The sequence below is a fragment of the Sphingomonas sp. BLCC-B65 genome (genome assembly GCF_028550675.1).
Lineage (GTDB): Bacteria > Actinomycetota > Actinomycetes > Actinomycetales > Microbacteriaceae > Microbacterium.
In genome coordinates this window covers 227522-240219 of sequence record NZ_JAQQGL010000001.1, presented here as the reverse complement: position 1 = coordinate 240219, position 12698 = coordinate 227522, and the positions used below count along the sequence as shown (strand labels likewise).

The window sequence follows — 12698 nt, the reverse complement described above, 5'->3', positions numbered from 1 at the left end:
GGCGACGTGACAGAAGGAGCTTCCCCATGCCCAACACCGCCCGTGTGATCCGCAGCATCCCATTCTGGGTGCTCGTGGGCGGCTCGCTCGTCGCCGTCGGCGGCGGCGTCTACCTGCTCGTCGACAAGCTGACCGTCATGGCCAGCACTCTCGCCGATGGCACCGCCACCGGTGTCGAGGTCTACGCCGGTCAGATCTGGGCCGTTCTCGGCGCGATCCTCATCGGCGTCGGCCTCATCGGTCTGGCTCTGGCGCTCACCCTCGGTACCATGGGCTCGCTCGCGCGCGGCGCGACGCCGAGTGTCGTCGCCGAAGAGATCGACGTGGTCGAGATCGTCGAGCCGGCGACGAACGCCGCACCGGTGGCCGAGACGGTCACCTCGCCTGTGTCGGAGACCGACGAGCCCGCTCAGGCGTCCGCCGAGCGTCCCACCGTCTGATCCCGCACCCGAAGACACGAAGGCGCCGATCCCCGCGGGGACCGGCGCCTTCGTCGTCCGATCAGAACGGCAGCAGCGGGTCGATCGCGATGGCGACGAACAGGAGCGTGAGGTACGTGATCGACGCGTGGAAGACACGCATCGGACGACTCTGCTCCCCGCGGACGGCGCGGTTGTAGAGCACATGGGACTCGACGATGAACCAGCCGCCGAAAACGAGGGCGGATGCCGTGTACACGAGTCCCATACCCGCGACCGGGATGAGCAGGAGCGAAGAGGCCACGGTGGCCCAGGCGTAGAGGATGACCTGCAGCCCGACCTGCCGACCGTTGCGGGTGGCGCCCAGCATCGGCACGTCTGCTTCTCGGTAGTCACCCTTGTACTTCATCGAGAGCGGCCAGTAGTGGGGCGGAGTCCAGAGGAAGACGAGGAGGAAGAGGACGAAGGGAGCCCAGGTCAGCGATCCCGTGACCGCAGACCACCCGATGAGCACGGGGAAGCACCCGGCGATCCCGCCCCAGACGATGTTCTGTTCGGTGCGGCGCTTCAGCAGCATCGTGTAGATGACCACATAGAAGAAGATGGCGACGGCGCTCAGTGCCGCGGCCAGCCAGTTGGTGGTCAGCAGAAGCCAGAGCGTGGACCCCACGGCCAGACTCCACGCGAACACCAGGGCGCCTCGCGGCGTCACCTCGCCCGTCACGAGTGGCCGGTTCTCGGTGCGCCGCATATGCGCATCGATGTCGCGATCGAGGTACATGTTGAAGGTGGCAGCCGATCCCGCGCTCATCGCGCCGCCGATCACCGTCGCCAGCACGAGCCAGAGGCTCGGCATCCCCCCTTGCGCCAGGATCATGACCGGAACGGTCGTCACCAGGAGCAGCTCCAAGACGCGCGGCTTCGTCAAGGCGACGTAGGCGCGGACCTTCTGACCGAGGGAACGAGCGACCGCGACGTCGTTCACCGCGGACACGCTCGACTGCACCATGTCCGCTGACCCCTTCCCCGGCTCACTCCAGATCCTCGTCCAGTCTAGGTCACCACCAATCGGGTGATCGCCCGGGCCATGGACGCCCTGCGACCGGCCGGCATCCGCCGACGAATTGTCACGGACGACACATGCGGCCTGCGACCCGCGGCACTTCGCTAAGCTGAAAACACAGGCGTCGCCGAGCGCCGGCAGGCAGCGCTTCGACGCCGCCGCGGCCGGCTCGAGAGTCGGACGCACTCCCCTCTTTTCGAAAGGGCACCACGTGTCGGAACTGGTTTGGGATGAGATCGATCGGCGCGCGGTGGACACCGCTCGCGTGCTGGCCGCGGATGCCGTGGAGAAGGTGGGCAACGGACACCCCGGCACGGCGATGAGCCTGGCGCCGGCCGCGTACCTGCTCTACCAGCGCGTCCTGCGCCACGATCCCTCGGACACGCACTGGATCGGCCGCGACCGCTTCATCCTCTCCGCGGGACACTCGTCGCTGACCCAGTACGTCCAGCTCTATCTCGGCGGTTTCGGACTCGAGCTGTCCGACCTGGAATCCCTCCGCACGTGGGGCTCCTTGACCCCCGGACACCCCGAGTACGGGCACACGAAGGGCGTCGAGATCACCACGGGCCCGCTCGGTCAGGGCCTGTCCTCGGCCGTGGGCTTCGCCTACGCGGCCCGCTACGAGCGCGGCCTGTTCGACCCCGAGGCGGCCGCCGGCACGAGCCCGTTCGATCACTTCGTGTACGTGATCGCGGGAGACGGCGACCTCCAGGAAGGTGTCACGAGTGAGGCCTCGAGCCTGGCCGGACACCAGAACCTCGGAAACCTCATCGCCATCTACGACTCGAACCAGATCTCCATCGAGGACGACACCAACGTCGCCTTCACGGAAGACGTCGCGGCGCGTTACGAGGCCTACGGCTGGCAGGTGCAGACGGTCGACTGGAAGAAGACCGGCGAGTACGTCGAGGACGTCGCCGAACTGTACGCGGCCATCGAAGCCGCGAAGGGCGAGACCGACAAGCCGTCGCTCATCATCCTCAAGACGATCATCGGCTGGCCCTCGCCCGGCAAGCAGAACAGCGGCAAGATCCACGGCTCCGCCCTCGGCGCCGAGGAGCTCGCGGCGACCAAGAAGGTGCTCGACTTCGACCCGGAGGCCTCGTTCGTCGTCGCCGACGACGTCATCGCCCACACCCGCGCTCTGAAGGACCGGGCCGCCGAGGCGCGTGCGGCCTGGCAGGCCGACTTCGATGCGTGGGCGGCCGCGAACCCCGAGCGCAAGAGCCTGCTCGACCGCCTCGAGGCCGGCGAGCTGCCCGCCGATGTCTCCGTCCCGGAGTTCACGCCCGGTAAGGACGTGTCCACGCGTGCGGCATCCGGACAGGTCATCAACGCGCTCGCCGCGCAGCTGCCCGAGCTCTGGGGTGGTTCTGCCGATCTCGCCGAGTCCAACCTCACCACGATCAAGGACGCCAAGTCGTTCATCCCCGCGGAATGGTCCACCCACGAGTGGTCGGGCGACCCCTACGGTCGTGTGCTGCACTTCGGCATCCGCGAGCACGCGATGGGTGCGATCGTCAACGGCATCAAGCTGCACGGTCCGACGCGTCCGTTCGGCGGCACCTTCCTCATCTTCAGCGACTACATGCGCCCGCCGGTGCGTCTGGCCGCTCTGATGGACATCCCGTCGATCTTCGTGTGGACGCACGACTCGGTCGCCCTCGGCGAGGACGGACCCACGCATCAGCCGATCGAGCAGCTGTCGACGCTGCGCCTCATCCCGAACTTCACCGTGGTGCGCCCGGCGGATGCGAACGAGACATCCGCGGCCTGGCTGGAGATCGTCCGTCGCACGAGCGGCGGCCCGGTCGGCATCGCGTTGACGCGTCAGAACATCCCTGTGTTCCCCCGCGGCGAGGCGGGCTTCGCGACCACCGACGGGGTCGCCAAGGGTGCCTACGTCCTCATCGACGCCGAGGGCGGGGAGCCGGATGTGATCCTCATCGCGACCGGCTCCGAGGTGCAGCTCGCGGTCGCCGCGCGCGAGACGCTCGCCGGCGAGGGTATCAAGGCCCGCGTCGTGTCGGCGCCGTCGCTCGAGTGGTTCGCCGAGCAGGATGCCGCCTACCGCGAGAGCGTGCTGCCGGCGGCCGTCACGGCACGCGTGTCGGTGGAGGCCGGCTCGACGCCGCTCTGGCGCGGGATCGTGGGCGACAGCGGCCGCACGGTCGGCATCGATCACTTCGGCGCGTCCGCCGATTACAAGACCCTGTTCGAGAAGTTCGGTATCACCACCGATGCGGTCGTGGAAGCGGCCCGCGCAACCGTCAAGGAGAACGCATGAGCACCCCCACTTCGGGCTCGACCCCGACCCAGCAGCTCGTCGACGCCGGCGTCAGCATCTGGCTCGACGACCTCTCCCGCGCGCGCATCGCTTCGGGGAACCTCGCCGACCTGATCTCGTCGCGCAACGTCTCGGGCGTCACGACGAACCCGTCGATCTTCCAGGCTGCGATCGGCAACCAGAACGACGACTCGTACGACGCCCCCCTGGCCGCCCTGGCCGAGAGCGGCGCCGACGTCGACTCCGCGATCTTCGAGCTCACGACCACCGACGTGCGCGACGCCGCAGACATCTTCCGCGGTGTGTTCGACGCCACGGGCGGCGTCGACGGCCGCGTGTCGATCGAGGTCTCCCCCGACCTCGCCCACGACACCGACGCGACCATCGCCGAGGCCGAGAAGCTGTGGGCCAAGGTCGATCGCCCCAACACCCTCATCAAGATCCCCGCGACCAAGGCCGGGCTCCCCGCGATCACCGCGGTCATCGGTGCGGGGATCTCGGTCAACGTGACGCTGATCTTCTCGCTCGAGCGCTACGCCGAGGTCATCGACGCCTACCTGGCAGGCCTCGAGCAGGCACGGGCGGCCGGCCACGACCTGTCCGGCATCCACTCCGTCGCCTCGTTCTTCGTCTCGCGCGTGGACACCGAGGTCGACAAGCGTCTGTCGGCTTTCCAGAACGAGGATGCCGAGGCGCTCAAGAGCCGTGCGGGGCTGGCGAACGCGCGTCTGGCGTACGAACTCTTCGAGCAGCGGTTCGCGACCCCGCGCGCTCAGGAGCTCATCTCCGCCGGTGCGAACGTGCAGCGTCCGCTGTGGGCATCGACCGGCGTGAAGGACCCTGCGCTGCCCGACACGCTCTACGTCACCGAGCTCGTCGCGCCCGGCACCGTCAACACGATGCCGGAGAAGACGCTCGAAGCCACCTTCGACCACGGTGTCATCACCGGCGACACCGTCACCGGTGCCTACGATGACGCACACCTGGTCTTCTCTCAGCTCGCGGAACTCGGCGTCGACATCACCGATGTCACCCAGACGCTCGAGGACGAGGGTGTCGCGAAGTTCATCGCATCGTGGCAGGACCTGAAGAAGACCGTCGCCGAGGCGCTGGCGAAGGCCCCGGAGACCAGCCGGTGAGTTTCGAGATCCACGTCTCGGGTCACGTCAAGCAGGTCGTCGACCAGACCGTTCCTGGTCTGGTCGACAGCCTGGTCGCCAGCGGTATCACCGCCGGCGACCCCGACCTGTGGGGACCCGAGGCGGCATCCGAGGCGGCCGTCCGCCTCGGATGGGCGGACGCGGTCAGCGTGTCACGGCCCCTCGTCGACGAGATCCTCGCGTTGCGCGCAGATCTCGTCGCACGGGGTCTCACCCGCGTCGTGCTCGCGGGGATGGGAGGCTCATCCCTCGCGCCGGAGGTCATCACACGCACGGCAGGTGTACCGCTGGTGATCCTCGACTCGACCGACCCGGCGCAGGTCCTGGCCGCGATCGACGGGGATGCCGAGTCCGGCAGCCTCGCGCAGACGGTTCTCGTCGTCGCATCGAAGTCGGGCTCGACCATCGAGACCGATTCTGCGCAGCGCGCCTTCGCGGCCGCCTGGTCGGATCTCGGCATCGATCCGTCCGAGCGCATCGTCGTGGTCACCGACCCGGGATCCCCGCTCGAGCAGTCCGCCCGCGAGGCCGGCTACCGCGTGTTCACCGCCGACCCGAACGTGGGGGGACGCTATTCGGCGCTCACGGCCTTCGGGCTGGTGCCCTCTGGGCTCGCGGGCGTGGACATCGCTGAGCTCCTGGACGAGGCGGAGGCGACGCTTCTGGAGGTCGCCATCGACGACCCCCGCAACCCCGCACTCACGCTCGCCGCGGCCATCGCCGGTGGCGACCCGCGGCGCGACAAGCTGGGCCTGATCAGCGACGGCACGCACATCGTTGGCCTGCCCGACTGGATCGAGCAGCTCGTGGCGGAGTCGACGGGCAAGCACGGCACCGGCATCCTTCCCGTGGTGCTGCTGCCGCTGTCCCCGGAGGTCGACCGGACTCCGGCGGACATGCAGCTCGTACGCCTGGTGGACGACGCGGTGCATTTCCGGCTCATCGAGCAGCACCCCGACGAAGTACTCGTCAGCGGTTCGCTGGGCGCTCAGTTCGTCGTCTGGGAGTACGCGACGGCCATCGCGGGACGCATGCTGGGCATCAATCCGTTCGACCAGCCCGACGTCGAGTCCGCCAAGGCCGCCGCTCGCGCGCTGCTCGATTCTCGCCCCGCCCTCAGCGACCCCGCCTTCACAGCGAACGGCGTCGAGGTGCGCGTGTCCGATCCCGAGCTGGCCGCGTCCGGCACACTCGCCGGGGTGCTGGACGCCCTGTGGGCTCGTCTCGGTCCCGACGGCTACGTCGCCGTGCAGGCCTACGCCGATCGCACCTCGGTGCCTCAGCTTTCCGGCATCCGCGAACTCATCGCCGCCGACACGGGGCGTCCGACGACGTTCGGCTGGGGTCCCCGCTTCCTGCACTCGACAGGGCAGTTCCACAAGGGCGGACCGGCCAGCGGAGTGTTCTTGCAGATCATCGGAGCCGGAGAGGTCGATCTGGAAATACCCGGTCGCCCGTTCACGTTCCGTCAGTTGATCACCGCTCAGGCGGCCGGCGACGCGGATGTGCTCGTCGCGCACGGACGACCCGTGGTCACCCTCACCCTGACCGACCCTCAGGTCGAGGTGCTTTCCCTGTTCGAGGCCGCGCAGTAGCGCGACCAGGAGGAGTCTTTCTCGATGACTGCCGAGATTTCGCGCGACCACAATCCGTTGCGCGATCCCGATGACCGCCGCCTCAACCGCATCGCCGGTCCCAGCGCGCTGGTGATCTTCGGCGTGACAGGCGATCTGTCGCGCAAGAAGCTGATGCCGGCCGTGTACGACCTCGCCAACCGGGGACTTCTGCCTCCCGGTTTCGCCCTCGTGGGCTTCGCGCGTCGCGACTGGGAGGATCAGGACTTCGCGAACGTCGTCCACGATGCCGTTCGTCAGTACGCGCGCACGCCGTTCCGCGAGGAGACGTGGAAGCAGCTGCTGCAGGGCATCCGCTTCGTGTCGGGCGAGTTCGGCGATGACGACGCGTTCCGCCGTCTGCGCGAGACGGTGGAGAAGCTCGACGTCGAACGGGGAACGATGGGAAACCACGCGTTCTACCTGTCGATCCCGCCGCGCGATTTCCCGATCGTGGCCAAGCAGCTGAAGGCGTCCGGACTGGTCGACGACAAGTCGAACAACCCGGATGCGTGGCGTCGGGTGGTCATCGAGAAGCCGTTCGGCAGCGACCTGCAGACGGCTCGCGAACTCAACGCCACACTCGAGGTCGCCTTCCCGGCCGACTCGATCTTCCGCATCGACCACTACCTCGGCAAGGAGACGGTGCAGAACATCCTCGCACTGCGCTTCGCGAACGAGCTGTACGAGCCGCTGTGGAACGCCAATTACGTCGATCACGTGCAGATCACGATGGCCGAGGACATCGGTGTCGGCGGACGCGCGGGCTACTACGACGGAATCGGCGCGGCACGCGACGTGATCCAGAACCACCTTCTCCAGCTGCTCGCACTGACCGCGATGGAGGAGCCCATCTCGATGGACGCGAAGGACCTGCGGGCCGAGAAGGAGAAGGTCCTGGCGGCGGTTCGCCTGCCCGATGACCTGTCCACGGCCACGGCGCGCGGCCAGTACGGCGGCGGCTGGCAGGGCGGCGAGAAGGTCACGGGCTTCCTCGAAGAAGACGGCATGAACCCGGAGTCGACGACCGAGACGTACGCGGCCGTGAAGCTCGAGATCGCGACGCGACGCTGGGCGGGCGTGCCCTTCTACCTGCGCACCGGCAAACGCTTGGGACGACGGGTGACGGAGATCGCCGTCGTGTTCAAGCGCGCACCGCAGCTGCTGTTCCAGCGCAACCAGACGCTCGAGCTCGGACAGAACGCGCTCGTGATCCGCGTGCAGCCCGACGAAGGTGTGACGATCCGATTCGGCTCGAAGGTGCCCGGTGCGGGCAACGAGGTGCGCGACGTCACGATGGACTTCGGCTACGGCCACGCGTTCACCGAGTCGAGCCCCGAAGCTTACGAACGCCTCATCCTCGACGTGCTGCTGGGCGACCCGCCGCTGTTTCCCCGTCACGAGGAGGTCGAGCTCTCGTGGAAGATCCTCGACCCCGTAGAGGAGTACTGGAGCGCCCAGGGCGGACCGCTCGAACAATACTCCCCCGGCTCGTGGGGTCCTCCCTCGGCCGATGAACTTCTGGCCCGCGACGGCCGCGTCTGGAGGCGTCCATGATCGTCGACCTGCCCGACACCACGGTGTCGAAGATCGCGCGTTCGCTCGTGAGCGTGCGCGAAGAGGGCGGCGCCGTAGCCCTCGGTCGTGTGCTGACCCTGGTGATCGTCACGACCCACGGCCTGCACGAGGAAGCGATCGAGGCTGCCAACGACGCCTCTCGTGAGCACCCGATGCGCGTCATCGTGCTCATCGCGAATCCCGAAGGCGATGCCAAGCTCGACGCGCAGATCCGCGTCGGAGGCGACGCCGGCGCCAGCGAGGTCGTGGTGCTGCGCGCGCAGGGCGACGTCGCAACCAATCAGGAGGGCCTCGTGACCGGGCTCCTGCTGCCGGACGCCCCCGTCATCGCGTGGTGGCCCGACTTCCCTCCCACCGAGCCCGCGGCATCCGACATCGGCCGCATGGCGCAGCGCCGCATCACCGACGCGTCGACGAAGCCCTACGCCAAGGATCGCCTCTCGCGTCTCGGGCCGTCGTACGAGCCCGGCGACACCGACCTCGCGTGGACACGCCTGACGCACTGGCGGGAGCAGTTGGCGGCGGTGCTCGACCAGCCGCCCTACGAGCCGGTGACGGGCGTCGAGGTGGTCGGAGCCGGCAGCTCGCCCTCGACCGGTCTGCTCGCCGCATGGCTGCGACTCAAGCTCGACGTGCCGGTCACCTGGCGCTACTCGCCCCCGGAGGAATGGGAGCACGGCATCCAGAAGGTGCGGCTGACGCGTGCGAGCGGCGACATCGTGCTCGAGCGGACGAACGACATCGACGCCACGCTCACGCAGCCCGGACAGCCGTCGCACGACATCGTCCTCCCCCGCCGGACACTGCGCGAATGCCTCGCGGAAGAACTGCGCAGGCTCGATCCGGACCTCCTGTATGGTCGAGTGATCACGGAGGGCTGGGAGCTTCTCGGCCCGGCGACCACGAGCGAGTCCTAGGAGTTCCGATGGCGCAGATGTGGACCGAGAAGCGCGTCGTGATCAGCCCTGACGCGCCGACGCTGGCGGCGGCGGTCGCCGAACGCCTGCTGTCCCGTCTCGCCCGTCGATCGGCCGCAGGCAAGACGACCCACATCGCTCTGGCGGGCGGCCAGATCGGCACTGCGGTGCTACGCGCCGCCGGCGACAGCCCTCGGCGTGCCGACATCGACTGGTCGCTCGTGCACATCTGGTGGGGCGACGAGGTGTTCACGACGCCGGACGACGTCGATCGCCACGACAGCGCCGCCCGCGCCGCGCTCTTGGACCGGGTCGCGCTGCCGGCGAGCAACATCCACGCGATCGCGGCCAGTGACGTCGCCGCCGATCCGGATGCCGCCGCGGCCGCGTACGCCGACGAGCTGTCGCGCTTCGGCACGCCGGAGCAGGCGTGGCCGGAGTTCTACGTCTGCTTCCTCGGCGTCGGCTCCGATGGACACGTCGCGTCGCTCTTCCCCGATCGGGTCGAGATCCAGCTGACGGACCGTACGGTGGTCGCCGTTCGTGACGCCCCGAAGCCGCCCCCCGTGCGCGTCACGATGACCCGCCCGGTGATCAACTCGGCGCGCTGCGTCTGGCTCGTCGTCTCTGGTACCGACAAGGCCGCCGCCCTCGGCCTGGCCCTGGCCGGCGCCAGCTATGAGACGGTGCCGGCCGCAGGCGCAAAGGGCCGCAAGAAGACGATGTTCTTCGTCGACGAGGCCGCCGCGGCGAACGTGCCGGCGGAGCTCATCGACCAAGACTTCTGATCGACGCCGCTATCACGCCAGAAGCCCTCGTACGCAACGATCGTTCGTCGCACGAGGGCTTCTTCGTCGGCCGTGAGGCCGGAGGAACTCAGGCTTGGCCGCGGCGTTCGCGCAGCTGCTGCAGTGCATCGTCGAGGAGGGCGTCGGCCTCTTCGTCGGTGCGGCGCTCCTTCACGTAAGCCAGGTGTGTCTTGTAGGGTTCCGTCTTCGCGAGCGCAGGGGGATTGTCCTTGTCGCGTCCCGCCGGCAGACCCGAGTGCGGCGAATCGATGACGTCGGGGATCTCCTCCTCCGCGATACCCGCGGCGAAGTAGCGGACGGTCTCGTTGCCCAGCGCATCCCAGTACGACACGGCGATGCGGTCGGCGTGATGGCCGTGATCCTGCTCGCCCATGGGTCCGGCACCCACTCGGGTGCCACGAATCGCGTTTCCGCCGGTTGCCATCAGAGCCCCTGGAATTTGGTGATGAGTCCGAGCGCGACGATCGCGACGAACCAGACGAGTGCGAGGACGACCGTGAAACGGTTGAGGTTGCGTTCCGCGAGACCCGACGATCCGAGCGCTGAACTCATGCCGCCGCCGAACATGTCGGACAGACCGCCACCGCGCCCCTTGTGCAGGAGGATCAGGAGGGTCAGCAGGAGGCTGGTGATGCCCAGCACCACCTGCAGTACGAACTCGAGGATATCCACAGTCGAAAATGCCTTTCGCGGCGCCCGCGTCATCGAGCGCACAAAGGTCGAGTATACCGACGTTTCGGCTCGCACCCGCGGTGCTGCTCAACGACCGGGCCTTGGATCCCGGTCGTTGAGCGAGCGAAGCGAGTCAACCGCAGGCCGACGCGCGCGGAACCGCAGCGTGTCAGACGCCGACGTGCTTCTGGTAGCGGATGATGGCGGCGAACTCGTCGGCCACCAGGCTCGCGCCGCCGACGAGCGCGCCGTCGACATCGGGCTCACGCATGAAGCTGGCGATGTTGCCCGACTTCACCGAACCGCCGTAGAGCACACGGGTACGCGCCGCGGCGTCCGCACCGAGAGTCTCGGCGAGCACCTCGCGCAGGGCCGTGCACACCTCCTGAGCCTGCTCGGGAGAGGCCACCTGACCGGTGCCGATGGCCCAGACGGGCTCGTAAGCGACCACGATGTCCGCGTCGGCTGCGACTCCGGCGAGAGCCGCCTGGAGCTGAGCGACCGACACCGCCGTGGGCCCCGACTGTTCGCGCTGCTCCAGCGTCTCACCGACGCAGATCACCGGGACCAGGCCGTGCCGCAGCGCGGCCTGGACCTTGTCGGCGACGATCGCGTCGGACTCGTGGTGGTAGTCACGACGCTCGGAGTGACCGATGATCACGTAGCGGCAGGCCAGCTTGCTCAGGAAGGCTCCCGAGACCTCGCCGGTGTACGCGCCGCTGTCGTGCGTCGACAGGTCCTGCGCCCCGAGTGCGAAGGGGATCTTGTCGGCGTCCAGCAGCGTCTGGACTGTGCGCAGATCGGTGAACGGCGGGAAGACGGCCACCTCGACCGAGCCCTCGTCGTGCCCGGCATCCTTGAGCGTCCAGTGCAGCTTCTGCACGAAGGCGACCGCCTGCAGGTGGTCGAGGTTCATCTTCCAGTTGCCGGCGATGAGCGGTGTGCGCGACATCAGGCCTCCCATCCCAGGATCTCCAGCCCGGGGAGCTTCTTGCCCTCCAGGAACTCCAGGCTCGCGCCACCACCGGTCGAGATGTGACCGAACTGGTCGTCCGCGAAACCGAGCTGACGAACGGCTGCCGCCGAGTCACCGCCACCGACGACCGACAGACCGTCGACCTCGGTGAGCGCCTGCGCGACCGTCTTCGTCCCGGCCGCGAAGGCCGGCATCTCGAACACACCCATCGGGCCGTTCCAGAACACCGTCTTCGCGCCGCGGATCGCGTCGGCGAAGATCTCCGCCGTACGCGGACCGATGTCCAGACCCATGCCGTCGGCGCCGAAGGGAGTGTCCTCCAGCGCGTCGGCGGCGGCGACGACGTGATCGGCGTCGGCGGCGAAGCCGGATGCCATGACCGCGTCGACGGGGAGGATCAGCTCGACCCCGCGCGCCGCGGCATCCGCGATGTAGCCCTTGACGGTCTCGATCTGGTCGGTCTCGAGGAGGCTCTTGCCCACCGAGTGGCCCTGAGCGGCCAGGAAGGTGAAGAGCATGCCGCCGCCGACGAGGATCTTGTCCGCGCGAGGCAGCAGATGGGCGATGACACCCAGCTTGTCGCTCACCTTCGACCCGCCGAGGACGACGGCGTAGGGACGCTCGGGGTTCTCCGTGAGGCGATCGAGGACGTCGACCTCCTTCTCGATCAGATAACCCGCGGCCGACGGCAGAAGCTCGGCGAGGTCGTAGACCGACGCCTGCTTGCGGTGCACGACGCCGAAGCCATCGGAGACGAGCACATCGCCGAGGTCGGCCAGCTGCTCCGCGAAAGCGCGACGCTCGGCGTCGTCCTTCGCGGTCTCACCGGCGTTGAAGCGCAGGTTCTCGATGACGGTCACATCGCCGTCCTCGAGGGCCGCGACGGCCTCCTGCGCGGACTCCCCCACCGTGTCGCGGGCGAAGACGACGGGCTTGCCGAGCAGCTCGGAGAGGCGCTGAGCGACCGGCTCGAGGCTGTACTTCGGATCGGGCGCGCCGTCCGGGCGTCCGAGGTGGGAGCACGCGATGACGCGCGCGCCCTGGTTGATGAGCTCGTTGAGGGTCGGAAGAGCCGCCCGGATACGGCCATCGTCCGTGATGACGCCGTCCTTCAGAGGGACGTTGAAGTCAACACGGACGATGACACGCTTACCGGCCAGCGACCCGAGGGATGCAAGGGTGCGCAAAGCCATGGTGAAAC

General features: G+C 68.4%; 12 protein-coding genes. 7 read left to right on the top strand and 5 right to left on the bottom strand.

Annotated features, from left to right (window positions below; all coding sequences use genetic code 11):
- Positions 1 to 26: 26 nt before the first annotated feature.
- Positions 27 to 440, top strand: coding sequence for a hypothetical protein (locus PP359_RS01180; protein ID WP_499249734.1), 414 nt, complete (start codon positions 27 to 29; stop codon positions 438 to 440).
- 61 nt (positions 441 to 501) lie between these two features.
- Here PP359_RS01180 and PP359_RS01175 read toward each other — a convergent pair whose 3' ends face one another.
- Positions 502 to 1428: a heme o synthase gene (locus PP359_RS01175; protein WP_061681572.1), complete on the bottom strand. Its 927-nt coding sequence runs from the start codon at positions 1426 to 1428 to the stop codon at positions 502 to 504.
- Positions 1429 to 1693: 265 nt separating this feature from the next.
- Here PP359_RS01175 and tkt point away from each other — a divergent pair, with 265 nt between their 5' ends.
- From tkt to pgl, 6 genes are read left to right on the top strand one after another with little or no spacing between them, the layout of a single operon-like run.
- The gene (tkt, locus tag PP359_RS01170) at positions 1694 to 3772 is read left to right on the top strand and encodes a transketolase (protein WP_499249733.1); all 2079 of its coding nucleotides are present in this window, start codon (positions 1694 to 1696) and stop codon (positions 3770 to 3772) included.
- Complete coding sequence (gene tal, locus PP359_RS01165; RefSeq protein WP_112931628.1) at positions 3769 to 4911, top strand: transaldolase; 1143 nt, start codon at positions 3769 to 3771, stop codon at positions 4909 to 4911. Before tkt ends, tal begins: the two co-directional genes overlap by 4 nt.
- Entirely contained in the window at positions 4908 to 6527 is a 1620-nt protein-coding gene (locus PP359_RS01160; RefSeq protein WP_499249732.1) for a hypothetical protein, read from the top strand. Before tal ends, PP359_RS01160 begins: the two co-directional genes overlap by 4 nt.
- Positions 6528 to 6551: 24 nt before the next feature.
- Complete coding sequence (zwf, locus tag PP359_RS01155; RefSeq protein WP_036287896.1) at positions 6552 to 8102, top strand: glucose-6-phosphate dehydrogenase; 1551 nt, start codon at positions 6552 to 6554, stop codon at positions 8100 to 8102.
- The gene (locus PP359_RS01150) at positions 8099 to 9040 is read left to right on the top strand and encodes a glucose-6-phosphate dehydrogenase assembly protein OpcA (RefSeq protein WP_039416105.1); all 942 of its coding nucleotides are present in this window, start codon (positions 8099 to 8101) and stop codon (positions 9038 to 9040) included. The genes zwf and PP359_RS01150 overlap by 4 nt, the downstream gene beginning before the upstream one ends.
- 8 nt (positions 9041 to 9048) lie before the next feature.
- Complete coding sequence (pgl, locus tag PP359_RS01145; RefSeq protein WP_061681588.1) at positions 9049 to 9828, top strand: 6-phosphogluconolactonase; 780 nt, start codon at positions 9049 to 9051, stop codon at positions 9826 to 9828.
- 88 nt (positions 9829 to 9916) lie between these two features.
- Here the strand turns inward: pgl and PP359_RS01140 are convergent, their stop codons facing one another.
- From PP359_RS01140 to PP359_RS01125, 4 genes are all read right to left on the bottom strand, one after another.
- A complete protein-coding gene (locus PP359_RS01140; RefSeq protein ID WP_036287901.1) occupies positions 9917 to 10273 on the bottom strand; it encodes an RNA polymerase-binding protein RbpA in 357 nt (118 codons plus the stop codon).
- Positions 10273 to 10521, bottom strand: coding sequence for a preprotein translocase subunit SecG (secG, locus tag PP359_RS01135; RefSeq protein ID WP_036283588.1), 249 nt, complete (start codon positions 10519 to 10521; stop codon positions 10273 to 10275). Before secG ends, PP359_RS01140 begins: the two co-directional genes overlap by 1 nt.
- Before the next feature lie 169 nt (positions 10522 to 10690).
- Entirely contained in the window at positions 10691 to 11473 is a 783-nt protein-coding gene (gene tpiA / locus PP359_RS01130) for a triose-phosphate isomerase (protein WP_347417102.1), read from the bottom strand.
- Positions 11473 to 12690 carry a phosphoglycerate kinase gene (locus PP359_RS01125; RefSeq protein ID WP_112931632.1) on the bottom strand — a complete coding sequence of 406 codons (1218 nt, stop codon included), beginning with the start codon at positions 12688 to 12690 and terminating at the stop codon, positions 11473 to 11475. The genes tpiA and PP359_RS01125 overlap by 1 nt, the downstream gene beginning before the upstream one ends.
- Positions 12691 to 12698: the final 8 nt, after the last annotated feature.